The organism is Streptomyces sp. NPDC018019 (assembly GCF_044327805.1).
In the GTDB taxonomy this organism is placed as follows: Bacteria; Actinomycetota; Actinomycetes; order Streptomycetales; family Streptomycetaceae; genus Streptomyces.
The window spans coordinates 243884-261697 of the sequence record NZ_JBIRGD010000002.1; the positions used below are offsets into that span (position 1 = coordinate 243884).

The 17814-nt window shown below is 70.4% G+C and carries 14 protein-coding genes; 12 read left to right on the top strand and 2 right to left on the bottom strand.

Annotated elements, in window-relative coordinates:
• Positions 1-5: 5 nt before the first annotated feature.
• Genes ACH4FX_RS04305 through ACH4FX_RS04330 form a run of 6 tightly spaced genes read left to right on the top strand, consistent with a single transcriptional unit; the run spans position 6 to position 7045 of the window.
• On the top strand, positions 6-1625 hold the full coding sequence (locus ACH4FX_RS04305; protein ID WP_398474982.1) for a thiamine pyrophosphate-binding protein: 1620 nt from the start codon (positions 6-8) through the stop codon (positions 1623-1625).
• Positions 1626-1657: 32 nt separating this feature from the next.
• Positions 1658-2113 carry a hypothetical protein gene (locus tag ACH4FX_RS04310; protein WP_398474984.1) on the top strand — a complete coding sequence of 152 codons (456 nt, stop codon included), beginning with the start codon at positions 1658-1660 and terminating at the stop codon, positions 2111-2113.
• A 54-nt stretch (positions 2114-2167) separates the two neighbouring features.
• Positions 2168-2773: a DJ-1/PfpI family protein gene (locus tag ACH4FX_RS04315; RefSeq protein ID WP_398474986.1), complete on the top strand. Its 606-nt coding sequence runs from the start codon at positions 2168-2170 to the stop codon at positions 2771-2773.
• Positions 2773-4641, top strand: coding sequence for an AGE family epimerase/isomerase (locus ACH4FX_RS04320; RefSeq protein WP_398474988.1), 1869 nt, complete (start codon positions 2773-2775; stop codon positions 4639-4641). Before ACH4FX_RS04315 ends, ACH4FX_RS04320 begins: the two co-directional genes overlap by 1 nt.
• A complete protein-coding gene (locus ACH4FX_RS04325) occupies positions 4638-6704 on the top strand; it encodes a glycogen debranching protein (protein ID WP_398474990.1) in 2067 nt (688 codons plus the stop codon). Before ACH4FX_RS04320 ends, ACH4FX_RS04325 begins: the two co-directional genes overlap by 4 nt.
• Positions 6701-7045 carry an STAS domain-containing protein gene (locus ACH4FX_RS04330; RefSeq protein ID WP_398474991.1) on the top strand — a complete coding sequence of 115 codons (345 nt, stop codon included), beginning with the start codon at positions 6701-6703 and terminating at the stop codon, positions 7043-7045. Before ACH4FX_RS04325 ends, ACH4FX_RS04330 begins: the two co-directional genes overlap by 4 nt.
• A 76-nt stretch (positions 7046-7121) precedes the next feature.
• On the opposite strand, the gene ACH4FX_RS04335 is transcribed toward ACH4FX_RS04330, so the two are convergent.
• Positions 7122-7937, bottom strand: coding sequence for an LLM class F420-dependent oxidoreductase (locus ACH4FX_RS04335; protein ID WP_398474993.1), 816 nt, complete (start codon positions 7935-7937; stop codon positions 7122-7124).
• Positions 7938-8172: 235 nt separating this feature from the next.
• On the opposite strand from ACH4FX_RS04335, the gene ACH4FX_RS04340 reads away from it, so the two are divergent.
• Positions 8173-9228 (top strand): LysR family transcriptional regulator, encoded by a 1056-nt coding sequence (locus ACH4FX_RS04340; protein ID WP_398474995.1) that lies wholly within the window; start codon positions 8173-8175, stop codon positions 9226-9228.
• A 192-nt stretch (positions 9229-9420) separates the two neighbouring features.
• Here the strand turns inward: ACH4FX_RS04340 and ACH4FX_RS04345 are convergent, their stop codons facing one another.
• Entirely contained in the window at positions 9421-10776 is a 1356-nt protein-coding gene (locus tag ACH4FX_RS04345) for an FAD-dependent oxidoreductase (RefSeq protein ID WP_398474997.1), read from the bottom strand.
• A 428-nt stretch (positions 10777-11204) separates the two neighbouring features.
• Here ACH4FX_RS04345 and ACH4FX_RS04350 point away from each other — a divergent pair, with 428 nt between their 5' ends.
• From ACH4FX_RS04350 to ACH4FX_RS04370, 5 genes are all read left to right on the top strand, one after another.
• Entirely contained in the window at positions 11205-12254 is a 1050-nt protein-coding gene (locus ACH4FX_RS04350; RefSeq protein WP_398474998.1) for an ankyrin repeat domain-containing protein, read from the top strand.
• A 56-nt stretch (positions 12255-12310) separates the two neighbouring features.
• Complete coding sequence (locus ACH4FX_RS04355; protein ID WP_398474999.1) at positions 12311-12640, top strand: 2Fe-2S iron-sulfur cluster-binding protein; 330 nt, start codon at positions 12311-12313, stop codon at positions 12638-12640.
• Between the two features lies 1 nt (position 12641).
• On the top strand, positions 12642-13868 hold the full coding sequence (locus ACH4FX_RS04360) for an NAD(P)/FAD-dependent oxidoreductase (RefSeq protein ID WP_398475001.1): 1227 nt from the start codon (positions 12642-12644) through the stop codon (positions 13866-13868).
• A 162-nt stretch (positions 13869-14030) separates the two neighbouring features.
• Entirely contained in the window at positions 14031-15488 is a 1458-nt protein-coding gene (locus tag ACH4FX_RS04365; RefSeq protein ID WP_398475003.1) for an MFS transporter, read from the top strand.
• A gap of 1048 nt (positions 15489-16536) precedes the next feature.
• The gene (locus ACH4FX_RS04370; protein WP_398475005.1) at positions 16537-17685 is read left to right on the top strand and encodes an IS701 family transposase; all 1149 of its coding nucleotides are present in this window, start codon (positions 16537-16539) and stop codon (positions 17683-17685) included.
• Positions 17686-17814 lie beyond the last annotated feature (129 nt).

A 17814-nucleotide genomic window follows, 5' to 3' on the forward strand; every position in this document is an offset into this window, starting at 1 on the left:
CCATGATGCGAGCAAGGCCAGGGAAGGCCGCGATATTCGAGCAGTTCGCGGTCGATGACATCCGCTACATGTTCGGCAATCCGGGAACGGTGGAACAGGGTTTCCTGGATGCCGGGGAAAACGCGGCCACCGACTATGTTCTCGCGCTGCACGAAAGCGTCGCGGTCGGGATGGCGGACGGGTACGCCCGCGCCGCGCAGCGGCCGGCCCTGGTCCAGCTCCACAGCGGGGTCGGCCTGGGCAACGGCATCGGCATGCTCTACCAGGCGCTGCGCGGGCACTCGCCGCTGGTCGTCCTGGTCGGCGAGGCCGGGGTGCGCTACGACGCGATGGACGCCCAGATGGCCGCGGACCTGGTGGGCATGGCCGAGCCGGTCACCAAGTACGCGACGCGGGTGGTGGACCCCTCGTCGGTGCTGCGCGTGCTGCGGCGCGCCATCAAGATCGCCATGACCCCGCCCCGGGGCCCGGCGGTGGTGGTGCTGCCCGCGGACGTGCTGGACCAGGTCACCACCGAACCGGCGCTGCCGACCCCGCTGCCCGCGACCCGTACCGCACCCGAGCCGGCCCTGACGGCACAGGCCGCCCACCTGCTGCTCGGTGGAGCGGAACCGCTGATCCTGATGGGCGACGGCGTCGCGGCCAGCGGTGCGCAGGAGGAGCTGCGCGCGGTGGCCGAGATGCTGGGGGCGCCGGTGTGGGGGGTGAACTCCTCGGAGGTCAACTTCGACACCACCCACCCGCTGTACGCGGGGCAGCTGGGCCACATGTTCGGCACCGACAGCGAGCGCGTGGTGGCAACGGCCGACCGGGTGCTGATCGTGGGGACGTACGTCTTCCCCGAGGTGTTCCCCTCCCTGCACAGTCCCTTCCGCGACGACGCCCGCATCGTCCACGTCGATCTGGACACCTACGAGATCGCGAAGAACTTCCCCGTGGACCTGGGGCTCGCCGCCGATCCGCAGCTGACGCTGGCGGGCATCCGGGCGGAGCTGGAGCGGCGACGACCGCACCGGGCGGCCACCGCGCCGCCCGCGTCCACCGCCGACGGCCGGCCGGCGGCGCCCGCCGCGCAGGACCCGGTGCTGGACGGCTTCGTGCGGCGCCTGGCGGAGCGGGCGCCGGATGATCTGGTGGTCTTCGACGAGGCTCTGACCGCCGGGGCTCCCCTGGCCCGGTATCTGCCGCCGCGTACGCCCGGCCGTTTCTTCCAGACCCGGGGCGGATCTCTCGGCGTGGGCATCCCCGGTGCCATGGGCGTCAAACTGGCCCGCCCGGAGCTGCCGGTGGTCGGGTTCTCCGGGGACGGCGCCAGCATGTACACCTTCCAGGCGCTGTGGACCGCGGCCCGCCACGGCCTCGACGCCAAGTTCGTGGTGTGCAACAACGGCCGCTACCGGCTGCTGGACCACAACATCGAGCAGTACTGGCGGCAGTTGGGGATGCCCCCGCACGCGGCGCCGCGGGCCTTCGACCTCTCCGACCCGGCCATCCGGTTCACCGAACTGGCCGCGGCGCTCGGCGTCGCGGGCCGCCGGGTCGCCCGTACCGAAGACATCGACGAGGCGGTGGCGGCCATGTGGGCCCATCCCGGCCCCTTCCTCGTCGACCTGGTGATCGAGTGACCGCGTCCTTACCCCGAGGAGACAGCACAGCCATGGCAACGCGCTTCGGAAACCCCCTGTCCGAGGGGGCGGTGCGCCGGGTCATCGCCGCGTGGCACGCGGCCCTGGCCGACGGCCGCGACAGCGAGCACTTCGTTCCGTACCTGGCCGACCGCGGCCTGGTGGTGCACCTGCCCCAGCACACCCTGCGCACGCCGGAGGACTTCCGTACCTGGTACGCGGCGCGCCGCGGCCGTTACACGGGTGAGCGCCTGACGGTCGAGAACGTGTCCGTCCGCCTGCGCTCGCCACTGCACGCGGACGCGGAGGTCGAAGCGGTCTGGGAGGGACGGCCCGACGGCTCGCGGGGCGCGTCGTCCGCGCGGCGCCGCGCATTCACCGAGTTCTGGTCCCTGGTGCAGCAGGAGAACGGGCCACGGGTGCGGCTGCTGAGTGTGCACGAGTGGCCGCCCGCGGACGCGGGGGCCCCTGCCGCACGGGCGGCCTGAGCCCTACCGGCACACAACGCCGCCACTTCATATCACCGACAAGGAGCTACAGCGATGACCACACCTGCGCCGACGCCCCAGTTGCCCGGCAAACGCATCGGCATCCTCATGGAAAGCGACTTCGTGGAGGAGGAGATCGCCTACTACCGCAGGCGCTTCACCGAGGAGGGCGCCGAGGTCACCCTGTTCACCCGGTTGTGGGGCAACTCCGCCCTCACCTTCACCGGTCATGAGCAGCGAGCCCCCCTGGTGGTCGACGGCGACCTGGAGCAGCTGGACATAGCGGAACTGGCCCGCCTCGACGCGCTGATCGTGCCGTCCGGGATGGTCGCGGACCGGCTGCGGTACAGCGAGCACGCCCATGAGGAGGCCCCCGCCGTCTCGGTCCTGCGCCGTGCCTTCAGGCTGCCCGGCCTGGTCAAAGCCTTCTCCTGCCACGGGCTGCTGCTGGCCACGCCCGCCCCCGGGCTGCTGGCCGGCCGTACCGTCACCTGCCACAACAACCTGATCGGCGATGTGCGGAACATGGGCGCGGAGTACCTCGACGCGGACATGGTCACCGACCGCGACCTGGTCACCACCCGCACCGTGGAGGAGTGCCACCTGCTGGCCCGTACGGTCATCGGCATGCTGTCCGTGCCCCGGGAGGCCGCGCTCTGATGGCCAGGTCCCCGGACGCGACGAACATCGGCCCCGCGGCCGGTCCCCTGGGCGCGGGCTTCTCCTTCTCGGACACGGTCGCCGGCACCGTGGTGGAGCTCGGCAGCGACTGGGTCCGCCTGCGGTGCGTCGACGGCCGCCCGCTCACCCTGCACCTGACCGACACCACCTCCGCGGAACTGCTGCGCAACCTCGGGACGCCGTACGAGGACGTCACGGGACGGCTGCACGAGGTGCTGCGCCCGGGCCGGTTCCTGTTCAGCCACGGCCCGGTCTACGCCGAGCCCGGAGGCGACTTCTTCTTCCAGGCCGGGCACCTCGTGGTGGCGGGTACGGGCGAGCAGGCGTTCGCCTTCGAGAGCCCCGGCTGGTGGGTGGAGCAGCTGCGGCAACTGGCGCGGTTCTACCGGAACGCGCAATTCGGCTCCGGGCCGGTCGACTTCCGCCACTACCGTACGGACCTCCTGGCCAGCGGCGAGAAGGCCGGCCTTGCCGTCCAGGAGACGGACACCATCTCACGCCTGGTCTACGGCATGGCCACCGCCTTCATGCTGACCGGCGACGAGGACTTCCTGGAGGTGGCCGAGCGCGGCTCGCAGTACCTGCACGACCACCTGCGCTTCCACGACCCGGATTCCGGGGTGCTGTACTGGTACCACGGCGTGGACCGGTCGGGGACCCGCGAACGCAAGCTGTTCAGCTCCGAGTTCGGCGACGACCACCGGGCCATCCCCGCCTACGAGCAGATCTACGCCCTGGTCGGGCTGACCCAGACCTACCGGGTCACCGGCGATCCGCAGCTGCTGCGGGACATCGAAGGCACCGTACGGCTCTTCGAGCGCCACTTCGCCGACCCGCAGCTGGGCGGCTACTACTCCCACCTCGACCCGGTGAGCCTGAGCCCGCACGATCCGGCGCTGGGCGGAAACCGCTCCCGCAAGAACTGGAACTCCATCGGCGACCACGCCCCCGCCTACCTGATCAACCTGTATCTGGCGACGGGTGAGGAACGCTATGCCCGCATGCTGGAGCACACCTTCGACATGATCACCACGCATATGCCGGAGGCCGGCGGACCGTTCGTCCAGGAGCGCTTCCACGGCGACTGGAGCCCGGACCGCACCTGGGGCTGGCAGCAGGACCGCGCGGTCGTCGGCCACAACCTGAAGATCGCCTGGAACCTGACCCGCATGCACAACCTGCGGCCCAAACCGCAGTACCGGGAGCTGGCGCACCGGCTGGGCCGGCAGCTGCCCGACGTCGGACGCGACCGGCAACGCGGCGGCTGGTACGACCTCCTGCAACGCCGTCCCGACGAGCGCGGGCGCCACGCCTTCGTCTGGCACGACCACAAGGCCTGGTGGCAGCAGGAGCAGGCGATCCTGGCCTACCTGATCCTGGCGGGGCACTCCGGCGACGCCGGTTTCCTGGAGCAGGCACGCGAAGCGGCCGCGTTCTACAACGCGTTCTTCCTCGACCACGACGAGGGAGGCGTCTACTTCACCGTCACCGCCCAGGGCGTCCCCTACCTCCGGGGGAACGAGCGCCTCAAGGGAAGCCATGCCATGAGCATGTATCACAAGGCCGAACTCTGCTTCCTCGCCGAGGTGTACACCCGGCTGCTCAATCAGCAGGAGCCCGTGGAGCTGTGGTTCCGTCCCCACCGGCAGGCGGAGTACCCGCAGAAGGTGCTGCGCGTGGCCCCCGACCTGCTGCCGCCCGGCCGGGTCCGGCTGGACCAGGTCCTCGTCAACGGCCTGCCGCACCACGATTTCGACCCCGCGGCCCTCACCGTGGCCCTGCCGGCCGGCGATGAGCGGCTGACCGTACGGGTACGCCTCGTTCCCGCGCAGGAGAGTCCCCGATGAGGGCCCCCGTACCCGTACGCGGCGGCTTGCGGGTGGGGCCCGGCGCCGCGGCGCCGCTCGGCGCGCACCCGGTGCCGGGCGGCATCCGCTTCGCCGTCTCCGCCCCGCGGGCCGACGCCGTGCACCTGCTGCTGTCGGTGGAGGGAGTGGAGTGGGAGATCCCTTTCCCGCAGGCCTACCGCACCGGAGCGGTGTTCACGATGACGGTGCACGGCGTGGACCCCGCACAGGCGCAGTACGGCTACCGGCTTCTGCGCGACGGTGAGCAGGAGGGGGAAATCGTCACGGTCGATCCGTACGCCCGGCGGCTGGCGGGCGCGGACCGCTGGGGCGAGCGCCCGCGGTACCGTTCCGCCCTGCCGTCCGCCGCGTCCGAGGAGTTCGCCTGGGGCGAGGACCGGCGGCCCGGCATCGCGCCGCAGGACCTGGTCGTCTACGAGGCTCACGTACGCGGCTTCACCCGGCACCCCAGCGCGGGCGTCCACGCGCCCGGTACCTACGCCGCCCTCCAGGAAAAGATCCCCTATCTGCGGGAGCTGGGCATCAACTGCGTGGAGCTGCTGCCGGTCTTCGAATTCGACGAGACGGACAACACGTTCCGTTCGCCGGACACCGGCGCGCCCCTGCTGAACTACTGGGGGTACAACCCCGTGAGCTTCTTCGCTCCCAAGGCCGGTTACGCCGCCGCACCGGCGGACGCGGCCCGGGAACTGAAGCAACTCGTGCAGGCGCTGCACCGGGCCGGGATCGAAGTCCTGCTGGACGTGGTCTTCAACCACACCGGTGAGGGCGGCCCGGCCGGGCCGGCGCTGGGCTTCCGCAGTCTGGACGAGGACGCCTTCTACCTGCGGGCGGCCGACGGGAGCTATCTGAACCTGACGGCGACCGGGAACACCGTCAACGGCGGCCATCCGCGCACCGGTTCGCTGATCCTGGACAGCCTGCGGTACTGGGCCCACGAGTTCCACGTCGACGGCTTCCGCTTCGACATGGCCCCGATCCTGGCGCGCGGCCGGGAGGGCGCCTTGCAGGACCGCCCGTACCTGCTGGAGGCCATCGCGGAGGACCCGGTCCTCGCCGACTGCAAGCTGATCGCCGAGGCGACCGACGCCACCGGTGCCGACCTGGTCGGCGCCTTTCCCGCCTTCGGCCGCTGGATGGAGTGGAACGGAAGGTTCCGGGACACTGTGCGCCGGTTCCTCACCGGCCGGCCGGGCACCACGGCCGACCTGGCCAAACGCCTGACCGGGTCCCCCGACCTGTACCCGGACCGCGGCCCCGCCGCCTCGGTGAACTATGTGACCTGCCACGACGGTTTCACCCTCGCCGACTGGGCCTCCTACGGGCAGCCGCACAACGAGGCCAACGGCGAGGGCGGGACGGACGGCATCCCGGACAACGACAGCTGGAACTGCGGGGCCGAAGGTCCCAGCGCCGATCCCCTCGTACGGCAGCTGCGGCGGCGCCAGGCGCGCAACGCCTTCCTGCTGCTGCTCCTGAGCCAAGGGGTGCCGATGTTCCCCGCGGGAGACGAATTCGGCAGGACCCAGCGGGGGAACAACAACGCCTACTGCCAGGACACCGCGTGGAATTGGGTGGACTGGGGGCTGCGCGAGCGCGAGGAAGAACTGTTCTCCTTCGTCCGCCGGTGCCTGGCCTTCCGCCGTGCGCATCCGCTGCTGCGGCGCGCCTGGTTCCCGGCGGACCAGACTCCCGCCGGCTGGGAACACCCGCCGGTGAGCTGGCACGGCCGGCGCCCCGGGGAGCCGGACTGGTCCGCCCACTCCCTGCTCCTGTGCGCCTTGCTGTACGAGCGGACGCCGCAGGGAGAGGCTGACGCCGTCTATCTCGCGGCGAACTCCCACGATCACCCGATGACGGTCCAGCCACCGCCCGCACCCGCGGGGACACGCTGGCACGTCTTCGCCGACAGCGCAGCCGACGGCGTGGGCGCCCAGCCACCGGGCGAGGAGACGCCCCTGGAACCCGCCGGTTCCGTATCCGTGGCCGACCACGCCGTCGTGGTGCTCACCGCTCTCCCCACCGGAAGGAATGACCGATGACGTTCGAGGCCTACCTGGGATTTTCGGGTGGCACCGTCCTGCTGACCCTGGTGGGGGCGGCGACGGACCAGTCCGTTCCCGTGCTCCGCACACTCGTCGACCGGGCGGTGGCGCACAGCCCCCAGCGGCTGGTGGTGCGCGCGCGGGACCTCACCTCGATCACGCCGGCCGGTGTGCGCTGTCTCGCCCTGGCACAGCAGCGCCTGTCCGCCCAGGCCGACGTGCTCGTCGACGGGGCCCGGCCGGTGATCCGCGAAGCGCTGCTCCAGGCCGGTCTGGAGCCGGCCGTGGCCTTCGTGGAGGAACTACCGCCGCTGCCGGGCGAGGCCGGAGCCGCGTAAGCGCCGAGTGCGCGCCTCTTCGGCGGCTGGTGCCGGGCAAGCGCTGCTGCCCGGCGCCAGCCGCTTTCCCCGGTCATCACCGATGGCGTTCGGCCACCTCCGCCAGCTCGTCGAGACGGCGCAGGGTGTCGCTCTCCGCCATGGTGTCCAGCGCGAACATGGCCCGGTCCGCCCCCGCTTCGGCGAAGGCGGGCAGGGTCTCGACGTCATGGCCCGGGACGGTGATCGTCGCGTTGTCCCGGCCGCGCCGGGCGAGTTCGGCCCGCACCTCCCGCACGTCTTCAGGGGTCACGTCGAGTGGCATCCAGCCGTCGCCGTGGGCGAGGAACCGGGCGCGGGCCGCTGGGCTGTGGCCGCCGATGTAGATCGGCGGGTGCGGTCGCTGCACGGGTTTCGGCCACATGTACACCGGGTCGAAGTCGAGGTGCTTGCCGTGGTACTCGGCCTCGTCCTGCGTCCACAGGGCCCGCAGGGCTTCGATCTGCTCGTCGAGCAGCGCGCCGCGCGTCGTGGGGTCGGTCCCGTGGTTCTGCATCTCCTGCCGGTTCCAGCCGGTCCCGACCCCCAGGAGCACCCGGCCGTCGGAGAGCAGGTCGAGGGTGGCGACCTCCTTGGCGGTGTGCAGGGTGTCCCGCTGCACCAGCAGCGCGATGCCCGTGCCCAGCAGTAATCGCGACGTCGCGGACGCCATCGCGGTCAGCGCGAGGAACGGGTCCAGGGTGCGGTGGAACCGGCGGTCCAGCGGGGTGCCGTCCAGCGCCCTGCTGCCCACCGGGATGTGCGAGTGCTCAGCGAGGAAGACCGCGTCGAACCGGCGCTCTTCCAGCGCCCGGCCCAGCGTGTCGGGCCGGATTCCCTCATCGGTCACGAACGTCGAGATGGCGAACTCCATGGGCCCAGTGAATCACCCTCCACCGACATCGGGACGGGGATCTCCGTACGGCCGCGAGCGGTTCGGAGGCGCGCACGTCGTGTTCCCGGTGTGCGCGGGGAGACGGGGTGCGGTTGCACGCCTGGACACGATCACGAGACCGTGGAGCCGGTACGCGTACGCCGCAGCGTGACGTACCGTGGCGCCGGCGGACCGTTGCGGAGCCGAACGGCCATCAGTTGGGGTGGGAGGGACGATGGACTACCGGGAGATCGAGTGCTTCCTCAACCTGGCGGAGGAGCTGCACTTCGGCCGGACCGCGCAGCGGATGATGATCTCGCAGGCACGCGTGAGCCAGCTGACCCGCTCGCTGGAACGGCGGGTCGGCGGGTATCTGTTCGAGCGTACGACGCGTGCCGTGCGGCTCACCGAGCTGGGCGCGTCGCTGCGGGAGCGGATCGCCCCCGCCTTCCACGAGATGCACGACGCGCTGGGCGAGGCACGGACGCGCGCACGCCGCGTCGACGGCAGCCTCCGGGTGGGCTTCCTGTGCGCGACGATGGTGGTGCCCGAGGTGGTCCGGCTGTTCCGCGCGCGCTACCCGCACTGCGAGGCGGTCCTGCGGGAGGTGCACCTTTCCGACCCGCTCGGTCCGTTGCGGCGGGAAGAGGTCGATGTGCTCAGCCACTGGCTGCCGGTCGAGGAGGACGACCTGGAGGTCGGCCCGACGATGTCCACGGAGCCGCGCACGCTCGCGGTCCCGCTCGGGCACCCGCTGGCCTCCCAGGAGTCCCTCTCGGTCGAGCAGCTCGCGGGCGAGCAGGTCTTCTCCGCCGCCGGCAACGCGCCGCGGTACTGGTGGGACGCGCAGTCCCCGCCGTACACCCCCTCGGGCAAGCCGATCCACCGTGGCCATCCGGTGGCCACGGTGCACGAGGTGCTCTCGCTGGTGGCCGCGGGGCAAGGTGTCGCGCCGATGGTCCGGTCCACCGCGGAGTTCTACGCCCGCCCGGACGTAGCGTTCGTCCCGATCCGTGACCTGCCGCCCGCCGACGTCGTCCTGGTACGGCGGAAGTCGGACCGCAGGCCCGCCGTGGAGTCGTTCCTCGCGATGGCCGCACAGTACGCGCGCCGGCGGGACCGGCAGTCCCCCGCGTCGCGGTCGGACAGCGCGTCGCCCCCGGACACCGTGCCGCGGTCGGACATCGCGTCGGGCTCGGGCAGCCCATCGCGCGCGGGCAGGGCGTCAGGCTCGGGCAGCGCGTCGCGCTCCGGCAGCGCACCGGCGAAGGACGCCGTCGGCTCCGGCTGAGCCCGGAACGGCCGGGGCCGCCCGGGCGGTGCCGGGGGCCTCGGCCGGTGCCGGCGTCCGAGCCGTGCCGGGCCGCCGGGTTCGCAGACGGTGGCCGTCGGGGCCGGCGCAGCGGGAATCACCTGCCCGCCGCCCCGACGGCCGTTTCGTCACTACGGCCGTTCCGTCACGACGCCTTGCCGACGTGCGCCATCAGCAGGACGCCCGCAGCCCCAGGGCGTGCCGCAGCACCCGCAGGACGATGCGCGGCCGGTGCAGAGCGCCGGGGCGCTCCAGCAGGCCCACGACGCGCATATAGGCGCCGGCCACCTCGCCGTCCGTGGTGGCCGCGGCCTGCACGCGCCGCGCGTACGCCTGGAGCAGCCGGGTCCGTACGGTGCGCCGCCCCTGCACCCCGGGGAAGCGCAGATCGGAGACGGTCATCAGGCCCCAGGTACCGTCGATCACTTCCCTGGCGACGTCCCGGAAGTACGCCGACGGCCGCAGCGGCTCCGGGGAGCGCAGGTGCCGGCGCAGCACCAGGGCGCTCAGCGCGGCGACCGTCATCCCCTGGGCGTACACCGGGTTGAAGCTGCACACGGCGTCCCCGAGGACCAGCAGCCCGTCGGGGAACTGCGGCATGCGCTCGTAGTAGCGCCGGAGGCTGGTCGGGAACAGGTAGCGCACCGGCTCGTCCAGCGGCTCGGCGTCCTTGATCACATCGTGGATGTCCGGCTTGGAGAGCGAGCGGATGAAGCGCAGGAACCCCGCGGGCTCGGTGGGCGGGTGGTCGCCGAGGATGCCGTATCCGGTGACGATGATCCGGTCCCCGTCGATGCGGCCGAGAGCCGCGCCGCGCGGCAGTTCCCGGGAGGCCACGTCGTTGACGGCGATGGTGCCGTCCGGGAGCCGGCCGGATAGCCGGAAGTGCTGGCTGGTGTAGCCGAGCCCGATGTTCAGGCGTTCCTCGTCCACCTGCGGGTAACCCAGCTCCTGGAGCCAGGCGGGGGTGCGGGAGGCCCGCCCGGTGGCGTCGACGACCACCGCGGCCGTCAAGGTCTCCTCCTCGCCCCGGCCGTCACCGGAAGAGATCCGCACTCCGGTGACCCGGGTACGGTCCGGAGTGGTCTCCAGGCCGAGCACGTTGGTCCCTTCGCGGAAGGTGACGTTGGGCAGTTCACCGACCCTCTCGCGGACGTGCCGCTCCAGGAAGGGGCGGCTCGCGGTCACCGCGGTGAGCCGCGACGCGGGGCGGCTCAGCTGCTTGCCGTTGACGATCCATGAGACGTTCTCCAGGACGTCCCCGATGCCTGCGCCGTCCGCGACCAGTCCGTCGGTGAGGCCGGGGAACAGGTCTTCCGCGATACGCAGGCCACGGGCCTGGAGGGCGTGCGAGTGCTGTCCTTGGGGGACCCCACGCCGCGGTGTCCCCACTCCCTGCACCCGGTCACGGTCGACGAGCACGACCTCCGCGAACTCGTCCGCGAGTACCCGCGCCGCGAAGAGGCCCCCGATACCCGCGCCGAGCACGACGGCGCGCTGTCCGAAATCACTCTGCACAAGGCTCACCCATTTCGTTGTTCGGTCATCGCCCCGCCTTTGCTGCTGCATGGTGCTTTCCGGGACTTGTGGCACGTTCAGTGGAGCAGCCGCGCCTTGCGGCGTTCAATGAAATCGGCGCCGCTTCGCCCACTACGGCAACTCGACTTTGCCCGCTCGGCGTCGGCGCGGATTCTTGTCGGCATGCCGGAGCGCCACCCCGCCGGCTGCCGGACCATGGCATTTCGTCAAGTCTGCCAAGTCGGCAGCATGCGGGCGGTGTTACTTGCCGCCGGCGCCGCGGCATCGGTTGACTGAACACCAGGACGGCCCGGGGAATGCCGCGGGCTTCGGCCTTCCGGTTCCCGATTTACCGGTTTCCGGTTTCTGGTTTCCGGGAGCCGCCGGGCATTCGGCCGGTGGTCCACTCATCCCGATTACGCGAAAGGACACTCGTGATGCACACCTCCCTCATCGACGCGATACGTCGGCGCGCGGCGAACCAGGTGACCGCGCTGCTGCATTCAGGGGCCGATCCCAACGTCCGGGAGCGGGCGACCGGCCTGCCGGCGCTTGCGATAGCCGCAGGTCAGGGGGATGCGGCCCTGGTGCGCCAGCTGTTGGGCGCCGGTGCCGACGTCCATGCCATGGACAGCCGCGGCGGCACCACCGCGCTGCACAAGGCGGTACAGGGCGGCGATCTGGAAACCGTGCGCCTGCTGGTGGAGGCGGGTTCGTTCATCGACGCGGTGGGCCCCACCACGGGGCACACGCCTTTGATGGACGCCCTCTGGTACAAGTGGCCCGACATCGTGGCGTATCTGCTGGAACAGAACGCGATGGTGAACCTGGCGACGCATTACGGATTCTCCATGCGCGAGCGGATCGAATACGAACTGGGCGCCAACAGCGAGGGGACGGAGAAGGAAAAGCTCCTCGCCATTGCCGACGCCATGCGCCGGCGCATCGAAAAGGACGAGCGGGCACAGGCGGGACAGGCACTGATGCGTGCGGTCACCGAAGGCGACCTGGCCGAGGTGGAGCGGCTGCTGGCCCGGAATGCCGACGTCGACGAGGTCTTTCCCGTCGTCAACGGATTCAACGACGGGCACACGCCGCTGCTCGTCGCGGCGCGGGACGGGCATCTGGACATCGTGCGGGCGCTGATCGCCGCGGGTGCCGACGTCAACGCCGTCGAGCCGACCTTCGGCGCGGTGCCCCTGCACAAGGCGGTGTACATGGGGCATGCCGACATCACCGCGCTGCTGGTGCGCACCCCCGGGACCGACATCGACTACCAGGGCGCGACGAACGGCTACACCCCGCTGCACGACGCCCTGTGGCACGGCCACGAGGAGTGCGCGCGCGTACTCCTGGAGGCCGGCGCGCGTACGGACCTCCTGGGGCACGACGGCAAGACGGCACGGGAGATCGCCGTCGACGTCTTCGGGCCCGGCCACCGCATCGTGCGGGAGTTCGCGGGCATGGCCCCCCGCCCCGGCGCGTGACGGCACCCCCGCGCCCTGGCACACCACCCCGCCGCCTCACCACGGAGGACCTGCTCATGCCGAAGATCATTTACCGCTTCCCCGACGACTCCACGCGCACGGTGGAGGTCGCCCAGGGCACCAGCGTCATGGAGGCCGCGCTCGCCCACGGCGTCGAGGGCATCGTGGCCGAATGCGGAGGCGCCGCCATGTGCGCCACCTGCCATGTCTATGTCGACTCGGCGCACCTCGCCGCCGCTCCGGCGATGAGCGAGGACGAGGACGTCATGCTCGACATGACGTACGAGCCGCGCACCGCCGGCAGTCGGCTCGGCTGCCAGCTGTTCATGTCGCCCGAACTGGACGGCATGGAGGCCCGGCTGCCGGAGCGGCAGCGTGCGAGCTGATATGACGAGCCGTCACCTCGCGTCTTCCGAAGCCACCGTGGTCGTGGTCGGGGGCGGCCTGGCAGGAGCCCAGCTCGTCTCCGCGCTGCGTGACAACGGCTTCGCGGGGAACATCGTCCTGGTCGGTGACGAGGCAGCACTGCCCTATCAGCGTCCGCCCCTCTCGAAGGACTACCTCACCGGCCGCATCGGCCCGGAGGCGATACGGCTGCGCGGGCCGGAGTACTACGCGGCGAACTGCGTGCAGGTGCTCACCGGGGACCCGGCCGTGCGCGTCCTTCCGTCCGCCCACAAGGTCGTGCTGCGCAGCGGCACCGAACTGCGCTACGACCACCTCGTACTCGCCACCGGTGCACGCAACCGCTCCCTGCCGGTCCCCGGAGCCGGCCTGCCCGGGGTGGTGAGCCTGCGTACCCTGGCGGAAGCCGAGGTACTGCGGGAGCGGTTGGCGTCCGCGGAGCGGCTCGTGGTGGTCGGCGGCGGCTTCGTGGGCATGGAGGTGAGCAGTTCGGCCTCCGCGCTGGGCGTGCAGGTATCGGTGATCGAGAGGCACGAGCGGGTGATGGCGCGCGCGGTCACCCCCGTCACCTCGGAGTTCTTCGCACGAGCCCACCGGGACCGGGGCGTGCGGCTGGAACTGGGAGAGGGGGTGGCCCGGTTCCTCGGGTCCGGTGCGGTCACGGGCGTGGAGACCTCCTCGGGCAGACGTCTGCCGGCCGACCTCGTGCTCGTGGGGGTGGGGGTGACGCCGAACACGGACCTCGCGGAGGAGGCCGGTCTTCAGGAGCGCGACGGCGTCGTCGTGGACGCCCTGCTGCGCACCTCCGCGCCGGACATCTCGGCGATCGGTGACTGCGCGCGCTTCCCCACTCCCTTCGCCGCGGCGCCGGTTCGGCTGGAGTCCGTCCAGAACGCCACGGACCAGGCGCGCTGCGTGGCGGCACGCCTGACCGGCGACGCCCGCCCCTACCGTCCGGTGCCGTGGTTCTGGAGCCGTCAGGCGGGCGCCAGACTCCAGATCGCCGGGCTGACGGACGGCCACGACCGCACGGTGGTCCGCGGGGACCAGGACCGCGGGGACTTCTCCGTCTTCTGTTTCCGCGGCGATCGTCTACTGGGCGCGGAATCGGTGGGGCAGCCGGCCGCGCACATGGCCGTACGCCGTGCGCTGGAGGCGGGTGACCAGATCACGCCGCAAGAGCTGCTGGACGGCTCGCTCGTCCCGTAAGACGCCGGTACCGGTGCGGCAGCCGCCGGAGACGTCGGCGGCGGCCGTTCCGGCGCCACCGGCACCGCGGCACCGGTCAGACCCGTTTCATCAACCTCGCTTATCGATTCATTCGCAGTTCGTTGTTGATCGCCCGGCACGGGGTGAGGAGACTCGATCGACATGGTTGACCGCACAGCACCCCCGCAAGGGGAACCCCGCCCCGCCCTGCGCCAGTGGCTCCAGCTCGTCGTGGTGCTGGCCGGGACGTTCCTCGTCGAACTCGATCTGTTCATCGTGAATGTGGCGCTCCAGCCCATTCGCACCGACCTGGGCGCCGGCGTCACCGAGATGGAACTGGTCGTGGCGGGCTACACCCTCGCTTTCGGCCTGGTGCTGGTGACCGGTGGCAGGCTCGGTGATCTCTTCAGCTACCGGCGGCTCTTCGTCATCGGGGTGACGGCCTTCAGCGCCGCCTCCTTGGCCTGCGCACTGGCGTGGGCGCCGGCGGCCCTGATCACGTTCCGTGTACTTCAGGGCGTCGCGGCCGGGCTGATGCTCCCCCAGACACTCTCGATCATTCAGATCGAGTTCTCCGGCCGCTACCGGGCCATGGCCTTCGGCGTCTTCGGCGCGGTCACCGGGATCGCGACCATCATCGGCCAGACCGTCGGCGGCCTGCTCATCACGATGGACCTCGCCGGACTTTCGTGGCGGACGGTCTTCCTGATCAACCTGCCCTTCGGCCTGGCCGCGGTGGTCGGCTCACTGGTACTGCTGCCCAAGGACCGGAAGGGGGACCGGCCCGGGCTCGATCTCGTCGGCGTGCTGTTGCTCACCGTGACCCTGCTGTTCGTCATCGCCCCGCTGATCTTCGGTGGCGGTGAGCACGGCCATCCGGCGCTGCTGGCGCTGATGGTCCTCGCCGTCTTCGGGGGCTGGGCCTTCCTGCGCTGGGAGAACCGCACCAAGAGGCGGAACGGGCTGCCGCTGGCCGATCCCGAACTGCTCCGGCACCGCAAGTTCCGGGCGGGGGCGGGGCTTTCCCTCACCTTCGTCGCGGGAAACACCGGGCTGTTCTTCCTCGTCTCGCTCCACTTCCAGGGCCCCCTCGGCTTCTCCCCGCTGAAGGCAGGGCTGATCTTCACCCCGCTGGCCCTCTTCTTCGGCATCGCCTCCCTGGTGGCCCCGAGAATCCAGCCGAAGGTCGGGCACCACGTCCTGACCATCGGATACGTGATCAACGTGCTCGGCACCGTGGCCCTCCTGACCGCGGCGGTGCACTACGGCGAGGAGTTGCCGGAGGCCGCCATCATCGCGTCGTTCGCGGCCATCGGGTTCGGTGAGGGGCTCGGACTGACCCCGCTCATCAACATCGTGCTGACCGGTGTGCCCAAGCGGGACGCCGGGTCCGCCTCCGGGGTGCTGGAGACCGGCATCCAGATCGGATCGGCCCTGGGGCCGGCGCTGCTCGGCACCGTCTACGCCGCCACGGCCTCGTTCGTCTGGGGCCTGGGGGTCAACCTCGCGCTGGCCGTGCTGGCACTCGCCTTCCTTCCGATGCTCTCGCCCGCGCGCGGCGACGACGCGCTGGAGCAGAGCGGGGAAGAACGCACACCGGCGGCCGCTCCCACGGGGTGAGACCGCCGCTCACACCAGGCGCAGACCGCCTCTTCACGAGGAACCGAGAAGCTCCCGGACTCGGGGTACTCCCCCGGCCCTGAGTCCGGGGACCGGGCCGGCCCACACGTTCCGTGGGCCGGCCCCTTCGCGCTCCAGAGACGGCAACTGGGGGCCGGGGACCGGGGGCTGCCGGCAGCCGGACCCGGGTACTTCCGGACACCGCGGATGCGGTGGTCCGCGGCCCGTCAACCGCAACTCTTCGCCGGATGCACCCGACGCACGCACAAATTCAGTGAGAAAAGTAGGCGAAATCTCTTGAACGGGCCCGGCACTTGACCCTCCATACGGGCCTGAAACAACCGGTGCACGGCACGGCAGCAACCTGAGTCACGGCGCTCATGCCCCAGGACGGCGGGAAGCGCCGGAGCGCCGAGACGGGCAGCAACCGACCATCCGGCCTGATCACGGGCTTCCCGGTCGCGAGCGACCCCGGTTCCAGGCCCCGCCCTCCGCGCACCGCCACGCTGCCCGAGCGCCCTCGACCGCGCCGCGGAATTTCGCGCCGCGGCCGCCTCTTTCGACGCTTACTCCGTCAGTTCTTTTCATTTCCGTGGACGCACACTCGGCGCCACACAAGAAGACCTGACCGCATTTCCTCACATGAATTCGTATACCGAATATCAATTACTGCCGCAGTCCTCTGACGGGCAGATCGCCACGGATCTCGTGGCCGAAACCTTTCGCAGGGATCGACCACACAGCAAAATAGAACATTGATATCCGGCTCCCCTCCCTCCCAAACATTCACCGCACGAGAAGACCGTAGATTTTACTTCTCAATTACCTGGAGAGTTGCAGCCCGGCGACCCGCGGACAGAAATGCGAGACCTCGGAAAAGTAACGGAGAGTAGCAACCTTTGACTTCGTTAGGTGCGTCTTGCACGGGCCAAAGAGTGATGCATGATAGGCGAGTTGCTTCAGCCCATCGCCGCTACGGAAGGATTGAGAGATGAGTGCTCCTTTCCACTCGTCACACAGCTCCACTTCGCGTCGCACCGATGACCCCATGGGGAGTTTCATCCGAAGCGTCTTCGAATCCCTGCCGCGGGCGGATCAGCGCCGATGGGCGAAGGTATATTTGCAGGGACTTCTTGAGGTCACGGGCAAGAAGAGCATCCGCAGAATCGCGGACCGGCTGCTGGGCGAAGACGCCGAGGCGTCCACCCAATCGCTCCAGCAATTCATCAACCAGAGCCCCTGGGACTGGGGACCGGTGCGGACCCGTCTGGCAGAGATCGCGCAGAACACGATGGCCCCTCACTTCACCGCCGTCCGAGAGGCGGTCATCCCGAAGAACGGACGTCACTCAGTGGGCGTGTCCCGCCAATTCATCCCCGCCGAGGGACGCACCGTGAACTGTCAGGTGGGAATCGGGCTGATCCGGACCGGCGCGTGGGCCGCGGTTCCGATCGACTGGCGGCTGTACCTCCAGGACGAGTGGATCAAGGATGTCCGCCGCCGGGAACGCGCCCGGATCCCGGATACGGCGCGGCCCATGAGCAAGGCCCAGCTGGTGCTGGACATGGTCGACAACGCCACGGCCCACGGCATCGCGCTGGGTCCCGTCGTGGCGGACCTGAAGCAGCTGGACGACATGGACGCCTTGATCGCCGGCCTGGACGACCGGGGACAGGACTACCTGGTGGAAGTCAGGCCCGATTTCAGCATCGTTCCCGGCGTGCACCGTGCTCCCTCCCCCGTCCCCGCCGGAGCGCGGGAGCAGCGCGCGGCCATCAGGACGACGACCGTCCGGCAGCACATGCTGCCCAGGGGGCTGAACGCTCCGAAACGGGCAGCGGACCGTCGACAGAATTATGTGCTCTCCTCGCTCATTCGGCTTCCCACAGCTCCGTCGGCCGGCGCCGAACCGCACCGCATATTGACCGAATGGTCGGCCGCGCAGCACAAGGCCCGACGCACCTGGCTGACCAATCTGACCCACCGGGACATCAGGGAGCTCATGGAGATAACCGGAGCCTACACGCACGGCGCCAAGGCGTTCCGCTATCTGCGGGAAGACTATGGGATGCAGGACTTCGAAGGCCGCTCCTTCATCGGCTGGCACCATCACATGACCCTTGTCTCAGCAGCCTACGCATACGACTCACTGGGTGTGGCATATCCCGACTCCGCTACCGAAACCGTCACCGCATAACCTACTTCGTCGAGTCGCTGAAGTCACTGGCGCAGCAGGCCTGAATATTGTTCCACGACCATACGGCGGCTTCCATGGGAAGAGCAGCATGCACCGCCGGGCGACGCCGGGCGCGGGAGGCCCCACATT

Coding starts and splice junctions, on each gene's coding strand:
- ACH4FX_RS04365 (WP_398475003.1), top strand. CDS start 14,031: ATGGTTGACCGCACAGCACCCCCGCAAGGGGAACCCCGCCCCGCCCTG.
- ACH4FX_RS04330 (WP_398474991.1), top strand. CDS start 6,701: ATGACGTTCGAGGCCTACCTGGGATTTTCGGGTGGCACCGTCCTGCTG.
- ACH4FX_RS04335 (WP_398474993.1), bottom strand. CDS start 7,937: ATGGAGTTCGCCATCTCGACGTTCGTGACCGATGAGGGAATCCGGCCC.
- ACH4FX_RS04310 (WP_398474984.1), top strand. CDS start 1,658: ATGGCAACGCGCTTCGGAAACCCCCTGTCCGAGGGGGCGGTGCGCCGG.
- ACH4FX_RS04370 (WP_398475005.1), top strand. CDS start 16,537: ATGGGGAGTTTCATCCGAAGCGTCTTCGAATCCCTGCCGCGGGCGGAT.
- ACH4FX_RS04360 (WP_398475001.1), top strand. CDS start 12,642: ATGACGAGCCGTCACCTCGCGTCTTCCGAAGCCACCGTGGTCGTGGTC.
- ACH4FX_RS04355 (WP_398474999.1), top strand. CDS start 12,311: ATGCCGAAGATCATTTACCGCTTCCCCGACGACTCCACGCGCACGGTG.
- ACH4FX_RS04320 (WP_398474988.1), top strand. CDS start 2,773: ATGGCCAGGTCCCCGGACGCGACGAACATCGGCCCCGCGGCCGGTCCC.
- ACH4FX_RS04350 (WP_398474998.1), top strand. CDS start 11,205: ATGCACACCTCCCTCATCGACGCGATACGTCGGCGCGCGGCGAACCAG.
- ACH4FX_RS04315 (WP_398474986.1), top strand. CDS start 2,168: ATGACCACACCTGCGCCGACGCCCCAGTTGCCCGGCAAACGCATCGGC.
- ACH4FX_RS04305 (WP_398474982.1), top strand. CDS start 6: ATGCGAGCAAGGCCAGGGAAGGCCGCGATATTCGAGCAGTTCGCGGTC.
- ACH4FX_RS04325 (WP_398474990.1), top strand. CDS start 4,638: ATGAGGGCCCCCGTACCCGTACGCGGCGGCTTGCGGGTGGGGCCCGGC.
- ACH4FX_RS04340 (WP_398474995.1), top strand. CDS start 8,173: ATGGACTACCGGGAGATCGAGTGCTTCCTCAACCTGGCGGAGGAGCTG.